We start from the raw sequence: 20,966 nt of genomic DNA on the forward strand, positions 1-20,966 counted from the left end.
CTGAGAGCGGGGCACGCAGACAAGAGGGTCCTCCAGGAACCTGGGAGGTGCTGACGACTCCACGTCGAAGTGGCCGGAGGGCAACCGGAAGAAAGCCCAGGCCCGAGGGAGATGGGCGCCCGACTCCCGCGGGAGCGAAGGACGGGTGGCGGTGGTAGCGCGCTGGCGAAGGAAACGAAGCCGGGCGTGAAGGTCGTCAGGAAGTCGGAGTGCCTCGTAGTACCGCTGAAGCAGGGGAACGCACCCGGGCGGACCCTGTGGAGGGAAGGGGGCACCGGAACATGGAACCGAGGGAGGGAAAGATGGCGGGGACACCGAGCCCTACAACCGTCTCAACGAAACTCCAACGGATAGCGACGCTGGCGAGCAGCTCATCCAGCGCAGGGTGCGAGAAGGGGTGTCACCGACTCGCAGCGAAACCATGAGCCGAGGAGCCGGATGCGGGAATTCTGCACGTCCGGATCTGTGGGGGGCCGGGGTGGGCAACTGCCCCGGTCTACCCGACAGGGGATGCGGCGCCGAAACGAGTTGTTTGACACCTTTCGCGGCGGGTCAAGCCGTGGGGGACTCCAACTGAGGGACTGACGGCTTTTCGCGCGGCACGATCGCGCCAACCCGGAAGGCGGCGGTGACCGCGGTGAATACCAGGGTGAGCAGCGAGGCCACCACCGCCGATTCATAGACATCGGCCGTGACAAAAGTGCGCCCGGCCACGGTCACGCTCCCCGCGGGCGCGAAGGCGAATTTGATCGGGTATTGGACCGCGCTCACGGCCCAGATGAAGCAAGGCAACAGCCAGTAGCTCGCCCGGGTCACGGCCGCGCGGTTCGGGGGGAATCGGCTCTCGACCAGCGCGAAGAGCTGGAAGAACACCCAACCGGTGAACATCCAGCCCAGGAAGTTCGTCAGAGGCACGCCGAAATAGCCGCTGGGAGAGCGGTAGGAAGCCCCCCCGAGGACGGTCGTGACAATCGGATCGAAGGTAAAGTCGTAGCCGGTGAGGATGAAGCTCGCGACCAGGGGCGTGGTGAAGCGATTGAATCCCCCGGTGTCGCAAGGGTGTTGTCGCACGAGGAGCCGGGCCAGGGTCCAGGCCAACCAGCCGAGAAACGCATAGCTGATCGCCACAAGGGGCGGCACGCCCAGCAACTTGAGACCCGTGGCGTTGTGCACGAAGAAGCCGAACGGGAAGCCCGTGGCGATGCTGCTCGCCTCGAGCACGAAGGCGACGGCCACGGCGAACACCAAGAAGAGTCCGGTCCCCCTCCAGCCGTTGGAAAGGGAGGCGTGGGTCACGACGAACAGCACGGTGCACAGGGCCTGCAGACCGAATGCGACTCCTCCGCCATCCGAGCCCGCCGGAACGGTCGACCCCAGGAAGAACAGGAGCCAGAGCGCCGCGAAAATCCAACACAGTCTCAGTCTAACCAGCGCCGGGTCTCGGCCGCCACCGCTCGTCCGCTGTTGTTCTTGCTCGTCCATCGTTTTCCCCTACCTCGAGGAGACGCCTGGCAAGACCGCTTCCTCGCCAGGGGGTTCTGACTGCATGATTGGCCTTGTAGGGCCGGTGCCGAAGACGGGCGTTGGCCGCGCTACTGCGCGACGATGTCGATTGTCTTCGTTTGGAGGTCCCTGTCGCGCATCACTTTCCTGACGAGCGGGCCCACCACGCGATTGCTCATGAGGCGGATGCCCACCGCGCGAACGACCCGCTGCGCCTCGTTGGCGGGAGTGAAGAGCTGCCTCGACTTCAGCGAGTCGCGCTGCATGTTCTCGACGAACGGGCGCAGCTTCGCCTCCCACTGCGACAGCGCTCGTTCCAGGTCGTCCGGGTGCTTCTCCAGCATGTTGCCCAGCAGCTCTCCCCCGGCCAGACCGGTCGACACGCCCATGCCCGAGTACAGGGTCAAGCACCACGCGGAGTCGCCCACCAGCACGACCCGCCCCTTGTGCCAGCTCGGCATGCGGACATGGTTGGTCGAGTCGAACAGACGCTCGTCCGCGGCCTCGAACTCATTGAGCAGATGGCTCAGCACCGACCCCGGCTTTTCCGGGCCGTACGCCTTGCGCAGCGAGTCGATGGGACGGCCGCGGAACTGCGCGGCCACGTCCTCGACGCGGTAGGAGAAGAGCAGGGTGGGGTTGTGGTTCGCGAAGGGAAACACCCACGCCGACCGTCCCGCCTCGGCCAGGACCAGCCCTTCGTGCGTGGCGTAGCCCTGCACGGGATTGCGTAGGACGCAGGCGGCGATCATGTAGTTGAGCGGGTGGAGGAAGTCCTCGTGCGGACCAAAGACGAGCTGCCGGACGGTCGAGCGCATGCCGTCCGCGCCCACCACGAGGTCGAAGCGTTCGGTCGTGCTCGTCCCGCTCGTCTTGTGGGTCAGCGTGACGTCCACCCCGCGCTCGTCCTGCTCGATGCGGGTGGGGACCGTCGCGAAGCGGACCTCCACCTCCTTGGGCAACGCATCGAACAAGGAATTCTCCACGTCACCGCGCAGCAGCGGGAGCGGCGCGCCGGGCGCGTCCACGAAGGACATGCCCTTGGTCCGATGATTGGCCCGGTCAATCTCGTAGGTCGCCATCATCGGGGAGTTGCGATCGACCAGGGTGTCCAGCACCCCGAGCCGACTGGCCGACGCCTTGCCGGTACCGAACAGGCCAATGAAGTAGCCGCCCTTGCGGCGCTCGGGTGCCCGCTCGATGAGCACGGGCTCCCAGCCGAGCTTGTGAAGCCGGATGGCCGTGGCGATGCCGCTGATGCCGAGTCCAACAACCAGGACGCGACGACGAGGTGTCGTGGAGTTCGTCATGATGTCCAGACAGTAAAGAGCGGCGGCACTCGTCACCAGAGCGCGGCTTGGGGCGGAAATCGGCTTGGATTGGGGTCAGCGGCGGTGCTGCTCTCGCCAGGCCCGGGGGGTCCTGGCGTGGACGCGCCGGAAGGTGCGGATGAAATGGGTGACGTCGGTGTAGCCCACCTGGCCCGCGATGCTCTCGACACTGGCTTCCGTGTCCAGCAGGCGCCGCCGGGCCTCGACCATGCGGTGCTCGCGCAGCCAGTCACCCACCGTCAGCCCCGTCTCCTTGCGGATGACGTTGGCCAGGTGCGAGGGCGTGCACCCCACCGCCGCCGCGACGTCCTGGAGCGAGAGGGGCCGCAAGCAGTGCGCCTCGATGAAGGCGAGCGCATCGTGCACGAGCCCGCCGCTCATGGCCGGCGCGAGAGGCGCGTGCTCCTGCAACTCGCGCAGGAGCTCCGTGACCAGCAGGACGAACCAGGCGTACGTCGCGTTCTCCGCGCCCCACCGGGCTTCTCGCAGCTCGGCCTCCAGCTCGGCCACCCGGTGCACGATTCGCTCCCACCGCGCTTGTCCGGGCCGCAGCCGGAGCAGTCCCCGGACGAAGAGGCTTTGAGCGGGAGTGGGCTTCACCGCTCCACGGTTTCGAGGCGGTTCTGGCAACCACTCCGGTCCGAGCGAGCGGAGCAGCAGCGGTTCGAAGCCCACGAGCCATCCCTCGAGGTTGCCCATCTCGAGGGGCTGGTGCTCCATGCCCGGGGGGACGAGGTGGATGTCCCCCTCATGGACCTCGAGCGGCTCCAGGAGACGGGCTCGCCCCCTTCCCGCCGTCAACACGAAGATCATGAAGAAGGTCGAGACGAGTGGCCCGGGCGGAATCACGGGCCGCTGCCCTGGAATGCGAATGACACGCAAGGGCAGGCCGCCGGCGCCCATCGCGTCCAGGGTGAGGAGATGGGGAGGCGAGTGCTGAGGCGTGCGACGCATCCGCTAGGGGCAGTTCACCGGCTGCACGGTGTAGCGGATGGGGTTGGTCAGTCCCGGCGCGGTGATGGTCACCGCATAGGTATGGCCCGCCTGTGTGGTCCAGCCCTGGGGGTTGAAGCGGATGGCGTAGGCGGAGCCGTAGTTCGCGAGCAACTGCGTCACGGTGACCGGAGCGGGCTGCCCGTTGTCCGTGACGGTGACCTGCGCGCTCGCGAGGTTGGCGCTGGACGCGTAGGTCTGTACGGACCACCCGGTGACATCGACCGAGCTCTTCCCCGGGATGTGGATGGCACCGAGGGGGACGGGGCCCGGCGGTGGCCAGGCGGTCCAGGCGCGGTTGGCACTCCCGCTGCCGCCGATGACCCAGTGGCACGAGCCTCCTGTCGTTCCTCCAATCCCCACCGACCCGAGCTGATTGGAGAGGAACCAGCGGCGATGGCCGAGCGTGGTCGCGTTGCCGGAGTCCGACATGTACAGGTCGATGCAGCCCACGGCCCGGCCCGAGCAGATGTTGCTCTTGCCAGCGGCCTCCGCGCCACCGGAGGTGTAGCAGCTCCAGCTGGAGGGCGGACTGTGATTCAGGCTGTTGTTGGCGTCCATCATGAGCGCGCACTCCTGGGCCTTCTGATTGCGCGTCGCATCGGTGGTCACCGCGGGCAGCTCGGCGAGGAAGCGGTAGAGGTTGATGAGCCGCAGCGAGTTGGCGCGGGCGCTCGCCCCCAGGTCGCCCGCGATGCACCCGTTCACGGCTCCGCTCCAGGTGCCCTCGGAGAGGTCCGCGCGGTCACACTTCCAGCGCAGACACACCTGGGTGGCGCGATCGCCGGTGATGTTCGAGCAGGAGGGGGGGGAGCCCGCATCCGGAATCCCCGCGTCCGGCCCCGCATCCGGAAGCTGTGAGCCCGGCCCCGCATCCTGAAGCTGCGAGCCCGGCTCCGCGTTTCCGGGCGCGTTGACTCCGCTGTCCACCTCGTCTCCTTCTCGGACTTCCCCCACGCAGGCGGAGGACTGCACCGCGGTGGCGGCGACGAGGCACAACATCCGGAACGGGCCCAGGCTTGAGAGGTGGCGCATGGGGTCAGGATATTCGATCTCCGGCTCGGGTCCCGCGTTTCGAATCCTTTGACACCTTCCCGGGGGGGTAGAACATGGGCGCCATGTCTCTCGTTCTGCCCTCGTTGCTGTGGACGCTCCTGGGCGCGGCGCCCACGGCGTCCGATCCGCTGTGCGCCGGACGCGCGCCCTGCCAGGTCGTCGAGACGCTCCATGGAGGCAAGGATGCCCGGGGCCAGCCCCTGCGCGTGGTGCGCCTGGACCTCGGGTGGTTCTCCTCCGACGATGCCCCCGAGGAGAAGGGCCGCAAGTTCGGCGCGGGCCGCCGCGCCAAGGGCAGCCTCGTGGAGGATGACTGCGCGGCCTCCGAGTGGTGGTTGGTCTCGCCGGACACTTCCCAGCTCCTGCTCGCGGTGTGCAACGACGGCTACGGCAGCGCTCAGAAGGGCGAGGACGTGGTGAAGGTGAAGAACGGCCTGTTCTCCCACGTGCAGTCGGGGGGCGACAGTCAGCGCTGGCTCCACACCCGCGTGTGGCGGCTGTCGCCGCTGGAGCGGGTGCGCGAGGGGCACGTGAACTTCCTCATGGGCCAGGACGACGTGGAGGATCGGACCGCGTGGGACTTCAGCACGCTCCAGGGCAGCCGATTCCTCGGGCCCGAGACCTGCCAGGATGGCCCGTTCGCGCCCAACAAGCGCACGCTGCCCTATCTGCCCCGGGTGCCCCTGGATGCGGCCTACGTGGACGAGGGGTGGAAGCGGGTGGGGCTGGGCACCTGCGCGTTGCAGGCGAAGAACGTGACGCTCGGCAAGCTCAAGGGCGCGCGGGACGCTTCGCTCAAGGCGCTGCTGGTGGCGCCGGGCACGTTGATCCTCGAGGTGCGCGACAACCTGTGGGTGGGCACGGGCGGCAAGACGTGGCGCGAGGAGGACCACCTGGAACTGTGGCTGGGCGCGAAATCCCCGGAGGCGCTGACGGGGTGTGGCAAGCCCGAGGCCGATGAGCGGCTGGTGCAATGGGGCATCAGCATCACCACGGGACTGGTGTTCCCGGGGTATGGGCCGCCGCGTGGGGAACTGGGAGTGGAGCGGGTGGAGTTGCGCGGGAAGTCCGGTGAACTCGAGGGCTACCGGCTCAAGCTGACGCTGCCCGGGCGCTTCGCGGGCATCGGCATCGCCTATAACGACAGCGACGAGAGCGGGAAGCCGGAGCGGACGCTGGCCACCAGTCCGTTGAAGTTCTCGCGGCCGGAGACGCTCAACATCGTGCGAGACGTCCCCCGTGCGGAGGGCACCTGCGTGGTGCGGGGCCAGGCGTTGGAGGTGGTCGTCGCGCCCCCTCGGCTCCAGGGGCTGGAGGTCGCCGTGCTACCCTCGGGTCCGTCACCGTCCGTTGCTCATGGGCGATGAAGGAGGGCACATGCCGCGCGTCTCGAGCCACCGCAGGAACCTGGCCAGGTCCTCCACATGGAACGACGCGGAGGCCGCGGCCTGCTTCCGCCCCCGCAGGATTTGTACGGTCGGTATTCCCAGTTTGTTCCCGGCGTCTATCTCCGAATGGGGATTGTCTCCCAGAACGACGACCTCCTCTGGTCTCAATCGACAGGCTTCGAGGAACTCGCGGAAGATCGCCTGCTTCCCTTTGCGCTCGGGCTCACCGAGGGCATCGACGATGATGCGGTCGAAGTAATGAGCAATCCCAAGACATTCTATCTTGCTCTCTTGCAGGCGCCGGAATCCCGTCGTGACGAGGATGCGCAACCCGGGGACCTGTTCGATGATTTGAATGTCAGGATAGGGCATCAGCTCGCAGTTCAAGCGAAATCCCGCGAACAGACCTCCGAGCCTGTCCAGGACTTCCGCCGAGAGACCATGGAGCCTGGCGATCTCGTCGAGAGGACGATCCCATACCTGCTCCATGATGTCGGCGATCCGCGCGGCCTTCAATTCACCGCAACCCTCGAGAACTTCCCGCAGCGCGGTGAGCATCGGTCTGGCCGCTTCTTCGGGAACGCTCCGCGCCGGAAACAGCGTGTCGTCCAGGTCGTAGATGACTGCTTTCAACATGGGGTCGGTTCCGCGGAGAGGGTGTCTGAGGACTCGAGCTTCGACACCCCTCTCGAGCGAGCTGGGCGGAGGCGCGCGCGGGACTACCCGGCCTGCGAGCACCCATTCAAATCCACGTCGCTGTACACGCCCTTGTTGAACATATAGGCTTCGATGAAGTCATGGTGACGGCTCACGAGCCGGTTGATATACAACTCGAGCCCCTCGGACGGCGTCCCCTTGACACCCAGGGCCACGGCTTCGAAGGAGAAGTCACCGGTTTGTGGACTGTTCACCACGGAAACCAGCCCATAGGTGAAGTGACAGCCTCCCACGACGTTCGACCCGGACACGCGCACACGCGAGCCATCCGGGCACTCCGCGGGCAGGTATCCCGCTGCGAGCAAATCCGTCAGATTGACCGCGTAGGCATTGTTCTGCGCCAGGATGGACTGTTGCTTCTCGACCAGCGCTTTCAACTCACGAATGGCTTCGCATTCGAGGCTCCCGGTATTGAACGAGGGGTCCTCTGCTAGTGCGGGAAGCGCCCACGAGAAGGACAAACCGACGGCCACGGAGAACGAGCGCATTGTACGACTTCGCATGGAGTTCCTCCCTTTTTGCTCTTAAGGGTATTACTGCCATCCCCGCGACGCTGCCATCCCCCAATCCCGCGAGGCGGCTCTCCCCCATCCGAGGGAGGAGGTGGAACCCGGACGGTCAGGATCGTGCCAGGCAGGCCTCTTCGTAGTCCCAGCGGTCCTGCTCGCGGCCTGTATTCAACACCCGTTTCAATTCATCCCATGAGACGGAGGGCGGCACATCGATGGCAATCAGACCTCGAAGGTGGCTCTGTTCCGTCAAACAGCCCAGTTGCTTGAATGTTTCACGCACTTCGGGAACTTCGTCGTGATTGTACACGACGACACGGAACGTGCTGTGTCCCGAGGGGTGGACGACCTCCTTGTAGAGAAGCTGCCCCGCCTCCAGCTCCGCCCGGACAACGTCCTCCACGGCAATGCCCGTCGCGAAGAAGGGAATGTTGTCGAGCTTGTAGAGATTTTCATCCATCGTGATGGCCCAGAGCGTTTCCGCACTGACGGGAGGATACCCATCCTCATCCTGCTCGAGACGGAAGAGGATCTTGACGTGTTGAGCGGTTGATGTCCCTGTCATGATGTATGTGGCTCACGGCTCTTTGTCGCTCTTCTTGATATTGCAATCCCTGCAGAGGACCTGGCCGTTATCTGGCGCGCCTTCGCCTCCCTTTGCTATTGCGGCACCGTGTTGACCCCTGCGCAGGGGCCATCTGCGCCTATCAGGGAAGGGCGAGGTTCTCCACGGTGATGGAGCGCGGTCCCTCTTCGCTCAGCGTCAGGGTGAGACCCTCGAGCGGGGCTCCCGCCGCGGCCCTCGCCTCGACGAAGACGGAACCAACCGCTCCGGGGAGAATGGCTTGTGAGGGGCCAAATTGGATGCCTTCCAGCGGCATCCCTTCGTTCGCCACCAACAGCGCTTTCACCACTCTCCACGGTTCCGTCCCGGTGTTCTGGACGGAGAGCCGCACGGCCACGCTGTGGAACGAGCGGAAGAGCACCCCATCCGACATGGACAGGGAGCTCTCCGTGCTCCTGGCCTTGTCAGCACCGAACACCTTCTTGCGGAGTTCGTCGAAACCCAGTTCTCCGTTGAGGAAGAGCCTCAGCAGCCCTCCATGCGCCTTCAATTGTCCGTGAAGGGATTGGTTCTCCTCGTCCAGACGTTGACTCCTCGCTCGTTCCTCCTCGAGTTCCTGCCAGAGCGATGCCCGGGAACGCTGGTCATGGAACACATCGATCTGATGGGTCACCTGTTCCGGGTGGGCGACCAGCATGAAGGTCACGCCTTGCTCGGGAGGGTCCTTCTCGAAGTGCACTCTGAGCCGCAACCGCTCGCCCGGAGCCAGATCCGGTGGAGGAATGAAGCTGATACTGCTTCGTCCCCGAAGCACACTGCCGAAGCGGACTTCCTCTTCCAGGTCGACCGAAGCGGGTTGGTCGAAGACGAAGCCCGTCAGACTGCCGCGGTGGATGCAGATCTCCGGCGTCTGCGCGGCGGACTGTCGTGACAAATCCATGCGCTGCCTGTCCGGACAAGAACGTGGGGGGCTCGATGTCGCCTCGGGAGTCGCGTGTCGCAGCGCCAGCGAGAGAAACAGATACAGGGAGGAGGGGTGCATGGAAGGCGCAACTCCAACATGCCATCAATAGGCGAAGTGACTCACGGTCTCCACATACTGCAAGGCGGTGATGACGGCCTTTCCTGGCCGGCTTCCGGGTTTCATGGGGACCCCCCTCCTGTCGTATTCCGCCGCCAGACGAATGCAGACCGGCAGGCTCTCACCCGTGTGAAGGATGATTCGGGTGAAGTAGCCGTGAACCCGGTCGCCTTCGAAGAACAATTCCCCATAGAGCTTCGTCAGAGGCGGGATTTCCTGCCATTGCGAGGCAATCACCGCGGTGGTGTAGGGTCCTTCCTGAACGGTGATGGTCGTGTCGCCTGTGATGATGCGATCGAGCGGGATCATGGAGATCCGATTCCAGTCACGCCGTTCGAAGCCGAAGCGCTTGAGTGTCTCTTGATGGCCCGGGGGGCACTCGGGGGAGGGGCGGGGTCGGGGGGGCGGCGCGCTCGCGCACCCCGCGCTCACACACGCGGCGGAGACCAGGGTGGATTTGATCAGGGAACGGCCCGGATGGGATTTGCGCATCGGTTCTTCCTCGCGGTGTGTCGCGTTGGCGGGCGCGGGGGGCGGTGACTCCAGAAGTTCCGCGCGTGGACCAACTTCGGCCGTCTTCGAGGTGTCTGCCAATTCCTGGCGGAACCCGGCCTCGTGTGGCGGGAGGGACATGGGCAACCCAGTGCGTGGGGTGATGGCCCGCGCCTCCGAGGGAAGAGGCTGGGGGCCTGGTGGGAGGACCAGCGCCGCGAACAGGCTCAGGAGCAGGGCGCGGCTCCTCCCGGACGTGGCCGGGGGGACGGGCGCCGCCAGGGCGCGGGGCGGCTCGGAAACCGGTCGCACCGGCTCCTCGGCGAAGAGCGGCACCCGCCAGGTGTCGTCGGCCCGGGCGAGGGCCTCGTCCACGGCGCGCGCGAGCGCCTGGGCGTCGGCGTACCGGGCCTCGGGTGCCTTCTCCAGCATGCGCAGGCACAGCTCCCCCAGGGCCTGGGGGACGCGGGGATTGCGCACGTGGGGCGGCTCCGGCGTGTGCTCGAGGATGGTGCGCGTCAGGGGCCCGTGCCGGTCTCCGAAGGGCAGGGTGCGCGTGAGCAGGACATAGAGGGTGACTCCCAGGGCCCACCAATCATCCGCGGGCTGGGCGTCATAGCGCTCTCCTTCCCACTCCCGGGCGAAGCGCACGATCTCCGGGCTGCGGTACTCGGGCGTGCCCGGCGGCAGCCGCATCGTCAGGCGTGGGGCCCCCTCGTAGCGGGCCGAGCCGAAGTCCACCAGCACCGGCCGCCCGTCCTCCCGGCGCATGAGGATGTTGGCCTCCTTCACGTCCCGGTGCACCACCCCCGCAGCATGCACCTGCCCCAGGGCTTCCACCACGGGACGCAGCACCTGCCGCGCCAGTTGCTCCGCGGTACACCGGTTCTCCCTTGCCCAGACATCCAGCGGCGGGCCGTCCACCCACTCCAGGGCGAGCACCAGGAAGCGCGGCTTGTCCTCGGGCCACTGGCCATAGCCCAGCAGCCCCACCACCGAGGTGTGCCGCACCCGGCGCAGCGCATCCACCTCGCGCTCGCCCCATATCCCCATGGGCACCAGCTTGAGGGCGAAGCGTCTCCCTCCGCGCTCGGCCCGATACACGCTGCCCGAGCTGCCCGTGGCCAGACACTCCTGGAGGGTGAACCCCGCCACCTGGGTGCCCGGAGCGGGCTCGTTCCCCCTCCACCCACCCCCATCCTGTTCGCCGCGTTCGACGGACATCCCACCTGACCTCCGAAGGCCGCGGAGGCTACCAGCGAGATGATCACATTCCCTGGACCCATCAGGTAGGCGGTCGCGAGGCCGACCCCATCAGAGCACTCGTCTCCGCCTGGAGGAGGCTACCCGCCGGCCCCGCGCTCCACGGCCTCGAGATGCCCCAGGAGCGCCGCCGCGAGCGCGGGCACGAGGACGCGGGGAAGCGCATGGCCCATGCCCTCGAGGGTCACGAGCGTCGAGTGGGGCAGGTTCGCCGCCAGGTGCCGCGCGTTGGGCGCCGGATTGATGGGATCCTCCGGGGTGGCGATGACGAGCGTGGGCACGGTGACGTGGGCCAGCTCCGCGCCGCGCTCCAGGCCGGTGGTGCTGGCGCGCGCGTGGGCGCCCGGGTTGTCGTGCCGGCCGGCGTGGCGGATGATGCGGCGCTCGAGCGCGCGGTACTCCTCCGCGTCGAAGGGCAGCACCCGCCCGTGGAGCCTCCGCCAGTTCTCCACCCGCCAGTCGAGCTCCGCCTCGAGGTCGCGCGGCTCGAACATGTGGCTCCAGAACTCGAGCAGTCCCTCGTCGATGGGGATGGGCGCCGGGCCGTCCGCGAGCGCTGGCGTGCCACCGAGGGCGGGGATGCCGAAGACGGTCGCGCTGAGCAGCCGCTGGGGATGGTCGAGCAGTAGCAGTTGCACGAGCAGGCCACCCAGCGACATGCCCACGACGTGCGCCCGGGAGATGCCGAGCGCATCGAGCACGGCCACGGCGTCCTCGGCCAGCCGGGTGATGGGATAGGGCTTCGTGTCGAAGGCCCAGGTGGAGGCCCCGGTGTCCCGGTGATCATAGCGGATGACCCGGTGCCGCTTGGAGAGCAGCGCCATGAGCTCGTCCGGCCAGGCCAGGCCCGAGGCATTGGCTCCCATGATGAGCAGGATGGCGGGAGCGTCTTCCGGTCCCCAGGTCTCGACCCAAAGAGAGACCCCGTCGGCGACTTCGACGAAGCGTTGCATGTGGCGCTTCCTCCTGTTTCCGAGACACCAAGGGCCCGCCCCCGTCAGGTGATGACGTGAAGCGGGCCCTCGGGCCGACGCGCTCCGCCCGGAGGGGCGGAGGCAGCTCAATTCCTCACAACTCCTCGAGGAACTCGTCGTTGTAGGTGTAGCGGCTGAGCCGCTTGACGAGCGCCTCCATGGCCTCCACGGGCTTCACCGCGAAGAGCATCTGGCGCATCTTCTTCACCTTCTCGTATTCCTTGTGGCCGAAGAGCTTCTCTTCCTTGCGCGTGCCCGACTGGCCGATGTTGACCGCCGGGAAGATGCGCTTCTCCGCGAGGAACCGGTCCAGGGTGACTTCGGAGTTACCCGTGCCCTTGAACTCCTCGAAGATGACCTCGTCCATGCGGCTGCCGGTGTCGATGAGCGCCGTGCCCACGATGGTGAGGCTGCCCGCCTCCTCGGTGGCGCGCGCCGCGCCGAAGATGCGCTTGGGGCGCTCCAGCGCGCGGCTGTCCACGCCGCCCGACAGCGTGCGTCCCGAGTTGTCCACTTCCTTGTTGTAGGCGCGCGCCAGCCGGGTGATGGAGTCCAGGAGGATCATCACGTCCTTGCCTCCCTCCACCAGGCGCCGCGCCCGCTCCAGCGCCAGCTCGGCGATCTTCAGGTGATCGCCCGTGGGCCGGTCCGAGCTGGACGCCAGCACCTCGGCCTTGATGTTGCGGCGCATGTCCGTCACCTCCTCGGGGCGCTCGTCGATGAGCAGCACCATGAGGTGGATCTCCGGATGGTTGGCCACCACCGCCTGGGCAATGCGCTGCAGCATGATGGTCTTGCCCGTCTTGGGCGGCGCCACGATGAGCGCGCGCTGCCCCTTGCCGATGGGCGAGACCAGGTCCAACACCCGCGTCACCATCTCCCGATGGCCGTTCTCCAGCTTGATGCGCTCGGAGGGGTCCACGGACGTGAGGTCGGCGAAGTGCGGCAGGCGGCTCATCAGGTCCAACGGGCGGCCATCCGCCTGCTCCACGCGCTGGATGATGCCCTTGTTGCCCTTCATCTGGGCGAAGGCATTGAGGTACTGCCCCGGGCGCAAGCGCAGCTTCTGCACCAGGTTCTTGGGAATCTCCGCGTCATCCGGAGAGGGCAACAGGTTGCGCTTGAGCTGGCGCAGGTAGGCGTTGGGCCCCTTGGCCTCGGTGTCGAGCACCCCTTCCACCGGGGCGAGCGAGGGCTGGGCGGACACCGGCGGGGGCCTCTGCTGCCGCTCCCCGTGGTGCTGCTGCGGGGCGTGCTGGGGCGCCTGCTGTCCGTGGTGCTGCTGGCCCTGCTGTTGCTGCTGTGCCAGGCGCTGCTGGTACTGCTGCAACTCCTGCGGTGTGAGGAACACCTGCTGGGGCTGGCCGTCCGGACCGGCCACCATGCGGTAGGCCTGTCCTTCGGGGGTGAAGAGCACCTGGGCTCCCCGACGGCGGCGGCGGCGGCGGCGGCGGCGGCCACCCGGTCCGGGCGGGCCGCCCGCGGGCTGTCCAGGCGAGGCCGAGCCCTCGCCGTCATCGGGTCCCTCGTCGCCCTCGTCATCACCGTCATCCACGTCCTGCGCGTCGGCGCGGGCGGCCATGGGGGAGGGGAGCTCGGAGGGATCGCGGTTATCGGTTTCGCTCATGGTCTACTGGGGTGAGGCGCGTTCCTTGAGGGAGGAGTCCCCGCGGAAGCCCTCGAGGTGCAGCGGGCTGTGGGACAGGAGCCCACCGCGGGATCCCCGGGGACGACCTCGCGCGCCTGGCGCGAACCACCCGATGACCGAACCGCTGGCTCCTGGAGCGTCCCGGTGGCCTGGGCCTACCGGGAAGCGCGAGGTGATACTACCAAAGGACACACCGGAAGCCGGGAGAATTTCGTCTTCCGGTGTCGTCCTGTCGACGTCAGCGCACGCTGAGGGTGTAGGGCTGGACCGCCTTGAGTCCGGGTTCCAGCATCCAGGGGGATTCCAGGCCCGCCTCCCGCAGGAACGCTCGCACGGTGGGCGGGAGGAGGGGCTCGGGGGCCGGTGTCAGCGCGGCGCTCACTCCGGGCTCGCCCCCCAGGGAGGAGAAGAAGCCCCGGGCGTCCCCCATCACCTTGAGGTCCACCTCCTCGTCGGCGGGCACCCCGGCCCGCTTGCGCGCCGCCTCCACCGCCTCCATCAGGCCCCCCAGCTGGTCCACCAGGCCCCGCTCGCGCGCCGCCACGCCCGTCCACACCCGCCCCCGGGCGATGGTGTCCACCCGGGCCTTGTCCAGTTTGCGGGACTGCGACACCTGGGTGATGAAGTCGTCATAGGCCGAGTCCACCCAGGCCTGCATGGCCTTCTGCTCGGGCTCCGTCCAGGGCCTCCACAGGTTCACCAGGTCCGGCATGGGGGCGCGGCCGATGGTCTCCGTGCTCACGCCCAGCTTGTCGCCCAGCAGGCCGCGCAGCGCGGGCTTGAGGAAGAAGACGCCGATGCTGCCCGTCAGCGTGGTGGGCAGGGCCCACACCTCGTCCGCGCCCATGGCCGCGTAGTAGCCCCCCGAGGCCGCCACGTCGCCCATGGAGGCGATGACGGGCTTGTGCTTCCTGGCCTCGAGCACGGCGCGGTACATCAGGTCCGAGGCCAGCACCTCGCCGCCTCCCGAGTCCACGCGCACGACGATGGCCGCCACGGACGGATCGTGCTGGGCGCGCTCCAGGGCGAGCACCACCGTCTCCGCGCCCACGGACAGCTCGCCGCCCAGCGGTGACTGGCGGCTCTTGCCCCCGACGATGGTGCCGAGCACCGGCACCACCGCGATGCGGCGCCTCGGGCTCCAGCGCTCGTCCCGCTCGTCGCGCGGCGAGTAGCGGGCGTCATAGCGGGCACCGGGCACCAGCGCCTCCAGCCGGGTGTCGAACTCCTCGGGCGTCAGCACCCCATCCACCAGCCCCAGCTCCTTGGCCCGGTTGGCGGTGAGGATGCCCTCGCTCCACGCCTCCCGGAGCCGCTCGGGCGTCAGGCGGCGCGCCTTCGTCACCCGCTCCACGTCGTGGGCCGTCTGCGTGTCCAGGTAGGCCTCGAGCGTCTCGCGCTGCGCGGGGCTCAGGTCGCGGCGGGTGAGCTGCTCGGGCGCCGTCTTGTAGTCGCCCACCCGCGCCACGTCCCAGCTCACCCCCAGCTTCTCCATCGTCCCGCCCAGGTACGTCACCTGGGCCGACAGGCCGTTGACGAGCAGCGAGGAGGCGGACAGGGCATACACCTCGTCCGCGGCCGCGCCCACGAAGTAGGCCCGGTCATCCACCTGGTACAGCACCGCCATCACCCGCTTGCCCGCCGCGCGCAGCCGGAGGATGGCCTGGTGCAGCTCGTCCGCCTTGCCCCAGTCCACGCCGGGCAGGCCCGCCACCTTGAGCACCACGCCCCGCAGCCGCTCGTCCCGCGTGGCCCCGTCGAGCCAGCGCATCAGCTCCAGGTAGGGATCGCTCCCCACGCCGCCGAGCAGCGCGCCAAGCCCTCCTCGTGCCACCAGCCGATCATCCAGGTCCAACAGCGCCACCGTGCCTCCGCCGAGCCGCGGCGCCGGGTACTTCTGTCCCGACAGGCGCACCGCCACCACGTGGTCCGCGCCGCCGCTCGTGACGCCGCCGGCCGCGTAGGTGAGGCCCCAGTGTGCGCTGTCCAGGGTGGCCGACAGTTGCAGGGCCAGGGGGCCGGCCGCCGGGCCCAGCCCATGGGACACGCCCGCGCCCAGGCTCACGCCCGGAATCACCGTGGCGCGCGCCGTATAGGAGAGCTGTCCCGTGCCCCAGCGCCCCTCGGTGGCGGCGTAGTCCACGCCCAGCGTCACGCGCTCGCCCAGGGGCCGCACCCCCACGGCGAGGTTGTAGACGCGCGGCAGGAGGAAGTCGCCCTGCCGGGGCGCGTTCACGTCCCGCACCACCGCGCCCACGGACACGTGGCGCGAGGGGCGCAGCGTGAGGCCGAGATCGAAGCCGGACAGCCGGGAGAGCGTGGCGTCCGCCGAGGAGATGTCGTGGTAGCCCACCCCGAGCGACAGCGCCCCCGCGCCGAGCGCCAGGCCGAAGGACGTCTTGCGGTAGTCGGGCAGCCCGCGGCCCCGCATCCACTCGAGGCTGAAGCCCGCCCCCAGGCCCCCGCCGAGCGAGGTGCCCAGGAAGAGCCCATCCGCCACCTGGTCTGACGCGAGGTTGCGCTCGTGCAGCCAGGTGAGCTGTCCGGGCCCCACCAGGCGCAGGCTGGCGGGGTTGAGGGCCAGCGCCGTGGCCTCGTCCACCAGCGCGGCGGACGTGGGCGGCAGCGTCACCCCGCGGGGTGGCACGGCGGGCTGGAGGATGAGCCCCGTCTGGGCGAGCACGAGGCTGGGAAACAGCAGCGACAAGGCGGAGAGGGCTCGCATGGCCCGCGGACTCTAGGAGGCGCGGGGGCCCACACAAGCGCCTTGGCTCACCAATCTTCGGTACCGTTCACTCCGTCCAGCGGATCGCCCCCCTTGGACTTCTTCTCCTGGGCGCGCCGCTTGCCGCCGCGATCCTCGCGGTTCCACTCGTCCATGCCGTGGGAGTTCTCCAGTGGATCCGACGACTTCACCACCTTCTCCGCGCCCCCCTCGGAGTTGTTCATCAGGTGATTGACGATGCGCGACAGCTCCGACTTGAGCTGGCCGAACTCATCGCCCTGCAGCACCACGCGCCGCACCCCGAGCCGCTTGCCGCTGCTCGTCTCGTACAGCCCCAGCACCAGCTCGGTGGCGCCGTTCTCCTTCATGTCGCGCAGCGTGCCCACCAGGGCCCGCTCCAGGCCGAGCGCCTTGCCGAGCGAGGACACCGCCGGGCTGCCGCCCTTGTCCGCGCGCATCACCTCCGTGGCCACCGTGTCCATCCGGGCGTCGAAGGCCTTGTACTCCTCGGTGGGCCGCAGCTCGGTGCTCGTCTCGACGTCGTCCGGGCCCACCTCCAGCACCTGCCCGGCCACGCGGAAGCCCGGGCGCTCCAGGCGCAGCAGGTGCTTGCCCACCGAGAGCGTGGGCACCGTCATCGGCGTATAGCCCTGGAACTCGTTGTCGATGAAGACGCGTGCCCCGGCCGGCCGCGACTTCACCGTCGCCGTGCCGCGCAGCGCCGCGTTGATGCCCGCGGCCACCTGCACCCGCAGCGCGATGAACTCCCGGTTGAAGCGCTTGGCGTTCAGCTCGAAGGTGGGGTGGAGTGACAGCAGGTCCAACAGCGCGAGCTTCGCCTCCTCCACGTCGCCGCGCTGGTGCATCACCGCGGCATAGAGCGCGATGGCGTCGCACAGGGGAGTGCACGAGGCCGTCATCGCCGCGGCGGCCGCCTGCAACTCCTTGAGCGTGGCGCGCAGCTTGCGCTCGGCGTCCTCGTAGTCCTTCTTCTCGAAGGCGGCGAGGCTCTCCTGATAGCCCTGCTGGCCCCGCTTGAGCGAGGCCTCCGCCTCTCCATCCCGCGGCAGGCCCAGGAACTGCTCGGACTTGCTCACGGTGAAGCCCTGGAATTGTCCCAGGGCCTCGTTCATGTAGCTCTCCATCTTCGGTCCACCCGCCTCGGCGACGGAGTCCATCGGCACGAGGATGGAGGTGATGCGCCGGGGCGCGCCGGGGGGGGCCGCCAGGGCGAGGGAGGGAAGCAGCAGGAGCGCCAGGATCTTCATGTGATGTACCTCTGAGAACGGGCGCTACCAGCCCGCGCCGAAATTGCCCAACCGCGCCCCGAGGGGCTTGCTTCCCTGGTTGGCCAGCAAGATGCCGGCGGTGGTGGCCACGGCCACTCCGCCCACCGCCGCCCAGAACCAGGGCTTCTTCACCACCGCCACCACCTCGGGCGGGATCGTCAGCCCATTGGAGAACCGGCCGGTGACGAAGTCATTGACCTGGCGCACCACGCGCTGCTGCTCGGTGGCGGAAGCGGGGTTCCACTTCACGCCGCGCAGGCGGTTCTTGCCCTGCACGTCCCAGGCATCCAGCGTGGCGCTCGGGGCGCCCGGCCCCGTGTGCTCTACCCGGGCGAGCACCACATAGCGCGCGCCAATCTTCTGTCCCAGCGCGATGACCTCCGCGGGCGGCGCCCCGGCCGGAGGGGTGTCGAGCGTCTTGGACGTGGCCACCTGGGTGGCCTGCCCCCGGAACTCGCCCAGGCCGGGCACGGGCGTGAGCGTGGGGCGCACCTCCGCGCGCTGTCCCGAGGCCACCTCCTGGAAGGTGCCGAAGGGCAGGTGGCCGGGGAGGGTGATGACCACCTGGTGCGGGCCCGGCGGCAGCTCCACGTCCTTGAGCGGCGTGGTGCCCAGGGACTCGCCGTGCACCGTCACCTGCGCGCCCTGGGGCACGGAGTCGATGGCGAGCGTGCCCCGGGGCGCGCTGGCCAGGGCCGTCTTCGCGGCGGTGAAGGCGTCGTCCACGTCCTGCCCGAACAGCTCGGACTCGGGCTTGACGTTGGGCTCGGCGAGCAGCGCCCGGGTGAAGAACTTCTGGGCCCCGGCGGTGTCTCCATCGAGCAGGCGCGAGGCACCCAGGAAGATGTAGACGCGCGCCAGGCGCTCCGGCTTCGTGTCCACCGGGAGCCGCTGGTAGTAGGAGGCCAGCGTGGTGAACTTCCTCGCCGCGCCCTCGGGATCCAGGTTGTCGTAGAGCCCCTTGCCCTCGTTGTAGAGGACGTCGCCGCGCTCGAGCGCCAGAGGAGGGGGCGAGGGAAAGCGCTCCACGGGATTCAACAGGAAGACGTTGGCCTGGCCGACGAGCGCCTCGTTCAGCGACGCCTCGAGCCGGGAGGCGTCGAGGGCCTCGGCGGCGGTGGCGGGCACGGCCAGCACCACGGTCCTGCCGGCCCACGGCGTGGCGGGCAGCTCGGGCAGGGCGGGGGGCGCGGGCGGAGGCAGGGGCTGGGGCAGCGGCTCCTCGACGGGCGGAGGAGGCTGGACCGGGGCCGCGGCTGGCTTCTTCTTCTTGGCCGCGGCCACGAGCGTGCCGGGGCCGGGGGAAGCCTGGGGGGCACTGGGGATCGCGCCGAGCAGCAGCGCGAGCGACAGGGAGAGAGGGGTCTTCAATCGCACGGGGCCCGATGCTATCCGAGCCGGGGGGCCGGGCACCATGGCCCCGGCGGGGGCGCCCTTTGGAGGCTCCTTTTGGGGGGCGCCCGGCCGCCCGCGCTAGACGTCCAGCTCCTCGACCTCGTTGGCGCTCTCCATGATGAACTTGAAGCGCGCGCTGACGTCGCGGCCCATCAAGTCATTGATGACCTGATCGGTCAGGAGGGGGTTGTCGATCGTCACCCGCAGGCTCTGGCGGTTCTTCGGATCGAGCGTGGTCTCCTTCAGCTCGTCCGGCGTCATCTCGCCCAGACCCTTGAAGCGCATGACGCTGGGCTTGGCGTTGCCCTTGGTCTTCTCGCGGATGATGCGGTCGCGGTGCTCCTCGTCCAGCGCCCAGTACGTCTCCTTGCCGATGTCCACCCGGAACAGGGGCGGCTGGGCGAGGTAGACGTGGCCGCCCTCGATGAGCGGGCGCAGGTGCCGGTAGAAGAAGGTGAGCAGCAGCGTGGCGATGTGGTGGCCGTCGCTGTCGGCGTCCATGAGCAGGAAGACGCGGCCGTAGCGCAGCTTGGTGATGTCGAAGTCGTTGCCGATGCCGCACCCCAGGGCACTGACGATGTCCGTGAGCTCCCGGTTGCCCACCACCTTGTCGGTGGAGGCCTGCTCGGAGTTGAGCACCTTGCCGCGCAGCGGCAGGACGGCCTGCGTCCTGCGATCCCTCCCCTGCTTGGCGCTCCCACCTGCGGAGTCACCTTCCACGAGGAACAGCTCGCTGCTTCCCGGCTCCGTGGCGGAGCAGTCCGCGAGCTTGCCGGGCAGGTTGAGCCGGTGGCTGACGGCCGTCTTGCGGCTGATGGCCTGTGACGCGGCGCGGCTGGCCTCGCGGGCGCGGGCGGCGAGCACGATGCGCGCCACCACCGCCTCGGCGATGGACTTGTTGTCGTTGAGCCACTTCTCCAGCGCGGGCCGGATGACGCCGTCCACCTGGGCCGAGGTCTCGGGGTTGTTGAGCCGCCCCTTGGTCTGCCCCTGGAACTGCGGCTCCACCACGTAGGTGGACAGGATGCACGTCATGCCCTCGCGGATGTCCTCCGCGGTGAGCGTGACGCCCTTGAAGGTCAGGTCGTGCGTCTCGATGTAGTTGCGCACCGCCTTCACCACCGCGCTGCGCAGCCCCGCCTCGTGCGTGCCGCCCAGGGGCGTGGGGATGCCGTTGACGTACGAGCGGATGTGCTCGTCCGTGGCCTCCGTCCACACCAGCGCCGCCTCCAGGCGCACCCCGTTGTCACGCGAGTGGTAGAAGTACGCCGTGCTGCCCGAGGGCACCACGGGCTTGCCGCGCTCGGCCACCACCTTGGTGAGGTACTCGGCGATGCCACCGTCGTGCTTGAACTCCTCCTTCACATGGGGCGTGGCCGTCTCGTCCTTCCAGACGACCGTCATGCCCTTGTGCAGGTAGCTCTTGGCCTCGAGCCGCTCGCGGATGAGCGCCGCGTCGAACTTGAGCTTCTCGCCGAAGATCTCCGGATCCGGCTCGAACGTCGTGGACGTGCCGGTGCCGCGCACGGCGCCGTCCGCCTTGAGGGGGCTGGTCGGCTTGCCCTTGCTGTACGTCTGCACGTGGCGCTTGCCGTCGCGCTTGATCTCCACCACGAGCTTGCGCGCCAGCGCGTTCACCACCGAGCTGCCCACGCCGTGCAGACCGCCCGAGTGGATGTAGTTGCCCTGCTCGAACTTGCCGCCCGCGTGCAGCGTGGTGAGGATGACCTCCACCGCGGGCTTCTTGTGCTTGGGCATGATGTCGATGGGGATGCCGCGCCCATCGTCCACCACGGTGATCGTCCGGCCATCCTTGTGCAGCACCACCTCCACGGTGGACGCGTAGCCGTTGATGACCTCGTCCACCGAGTTGTCGAGGATCTCCCAGAGCAGGTGGTGATAGCCCGTGGAGTCGGTGCCGCCGATGTACATCGCGGGGCGCTTGCGCACCGGCTCCAGGCCCTCGAGGACCTGGATGTCCGCGCCCGTATAGGTCGTCTTCTTGTTGCTCGTCGCCATGACTCTCCCCGGCTAATC

At 68.6% G+C, this 20,966-nt stretch carries 17 protein-coding genes; 1 reads left to right on the forward strand and 16 read right to left on the reverse strand.

Features of this window, described 5'->3' with window-relative positions; translation table 11 throughout:
* Positions 1-552: 552 nt before the first annotated feature.
* From D187_RS31460 to D187_RS31475, 4 genes are all read right to left on the reverse strand, one after another.
* Positions 553-1,482 carry a carotenoid biosynthesis protein gene (locus D187_RS31460; RefSeq protein ID WP_002624505.1) on the reverse strand — a complete coding sequence of 310 codons (930 nt, stop codon included), beginning with the start codon at positions 1,480-1,482 and terminating at the stop codon, positions 553-555.
* 110 nt (positions 1,483-1,592) lie between these two features.
* On the reverse strand, positions 1,593-2,813 hold the full coding sequence (locus D187_RS31465; RefSeq protein ID WP_043432361.1) for an FAD-dependent monooxygenase: 1,221 nt from the start codon (positions 2,811-2,813) through the stop codon (positions 1,593-1,595).
* A gap of 75 nt (positions 2,814-2,888) precedes the next feature.
* Complete coding sequence (locus D187_RS31470) at positions 2,889-3,788, reverse strand: AraC family transcriptional regulator (RefSeq protein ID WP_002624508.1); 900 nt, start codon at positions 3,786-3,788, stop codon at positions 2,889-2,891.
* Between the two features lie 3 nt (positions 3,789-3,791).
* Positions 3,792-4,862, reverse strand: coding sequence for a CAP domain-containing protein (locus tag D187_RS31475; RefSeq protein ID WP_002624509.1), 1,071 nt, complete (start codon positions 4,860-4,862; stop codon positions 3,792-3,794).
* Positions 4,863-4,945: 83 nt separating this feature from the next.
* Here D187_RS31475 and D187_RS31480 point away from each other — a divergent pair, with 83 nt between their 5' ends.
* The gene (locus tag D187_RS31480; RefSeq protein WP_020918412.1) at positions 4,946-6,250 is read left to right on the forward strand and encodes a hypothetical protein; all 1,305 of its coding nucleotides are present in this window, start codon (positions 4,946-4,948) and stop codon (positions 6,248-6,250) included.
* Here the strand turns inward: D187_RS31480 and D187_RS50660 are convergent.
* The 12 genes from D187_RS50660 to D187_RS31535 all read right to left on the reverse strand — a co-directional run bounded on the left by D187_RS50660 (position 6,224) and on the right by D187_RS31535 (position 20,948).
* Positions 6,224-6,907 (reverse strand): HAD family hydrolase, encoded by a 684-nt coding sequence (locus D187_RS50660; protein WP_002624511.1) that lies wholly within the window; start codon positions 6,905-6,907, stop codon positions 6,224-6,226. The two genes, D187_RS31480 and D187_RS50660, sit on opposite strands and share 27 nt — an antisense overlap.
* An 83-nt stretch (positions 6,908-6,990) precedes the next feature.
* A complete protein-coding gene (locus D187_RS31490; protein ID WP_002624512.1) occupies positions 6,991-7,476 on the reverse strand; it encodes a hypothetical protein in 486 nt (161 codons plus the stop codon).
* A gap of 130 nt (positions 7,477-7,606) precedes the next feature.
* Positions 7,607-8,062: a DUF4265 domain-containing protein gene (locus tag D187_RS31495; protein ID WP_002624513.1), complete on the reverse strand. Its 456-nt coding sequence runs from the start codon at positions 8,060-8,062 to the stop codon at positions 7,607-7,609.
* Positions 8,063-8,074: 12 nt separating this feature from the next.
* Positions 8,075-8,188: an HNH endonuclease gene (locus tag D187_RS59325; RefSeq protein ID WP_368665060.1), complete on the reverse strand. Its 114-nt coding sequence runs from the start codon at positions 8,186-8,188 to the stop codon at positions 8,075-8,077.
* Between the two features lie 16 nt (positions 8,189-8,204).
* Positions 8,205-9,104 carry a DUF2381 family protein gene (locus tag D187_RS31500; protein WP_076606263.1) on the reverse strand — a complete coding sequence of 300 codons (900 nt, stop codon included), beginning with the start codon at positions 9,102-9,104 and terminating at the stop codon, positions 8,205-8,207.
* Positions 9,105-9,128: 24 nt separating this feature from the next.
* Complete coding sequence (locus D187_RS31505) at positions 9,129-10,859, reverse strand: serine/threonine protein kinase (protein WP_002624515.1); 1,731 nt, start codon at positions 10,857-10,859, stop codon at positions 9,129-9,131.
* Between the two features lie 119 nt (positions 10,860-10,978).
* Complete coding sequence (locus D187_RS31510; protein ID WP_002624516.1) at positions 10,979-11,851, reverse strand: alpha/beta fold hydrolase; 873 nt, start codon at positions 11,849-11,851, stop codon at positions 10,979-10,981.
* A gap of 115 nt (positions 11,852-11,966) precedes the next feature.
* Complete coding sequence (gene rho / locus D187_RS31515; RefSeq protein ID WP_081713938.1) at positions 11,967-13,499, reverse strand: transcription termination factor Rho; 1,533 nt, start codon at positions 13,497-13,499, stop codon at positions 11,967-11,969.
* Positions 13,500-13,758: 259 nt separating this feature from the next.
* Positions 13,759-16,245, reverse strand: a complete 2,487-nt coding sequence (gene sppA / locus D187_RS31520; protein ID WP_002624518.1) for a signal peptide peptidase SppA — start codon at positions 16,243-16,245, stop codon at positions 13,759-13,761.
* 47 nt (positions 16,246-16,292) lie between these two features.
* Positions 16,293-17,513, reverse strand: coding sequence for a PEGA domain-containing protein (locus tag D187_RS31525; protein WP_002624519.1), 1,221 nt, complete (start codon positions 17,511-17,513; stop codon positions 16,293-16,295).
* Positions 17,514-17,537: 24 nt separating this feature from the next.
* On the reverse strand, positions 17,538-18,911 hold the full coding sequence (locus tag D187_RS31530) for a PEGA domain-containing protein (RefSeq protein ID WP_002624520.1): 1,374 nt from the start codon (positions 18,909-18,911) through the stop codon (positions 17,538-17,540).
* A gap of 96 nt (positions 18,912-19,007) precedes the next feature.
* A complete protein-coding gene (locus tag D187_RS31535) occupies positions 19,008-20,948 on the reverse strand; it encodes a DNA gyrase/topoisomerase IV subunit B (RefSeq protein ID WP_002624521.1) in 1,941 nt (646 codons plus the stop codon).
* Between the last annotated feature and the right edge of the window lie 18 nt (positions 20,949-20,966).

It is taken from the genome of Cystobacter fuscus DSM 2262 (assembly GCF_000335475.2).
Classification (GTDB): Bacteria; Myxococcota; Myxococcia; order Myxococcales; family Myxococcaceae; genus Cystobacter; species Cystobacter fuscus.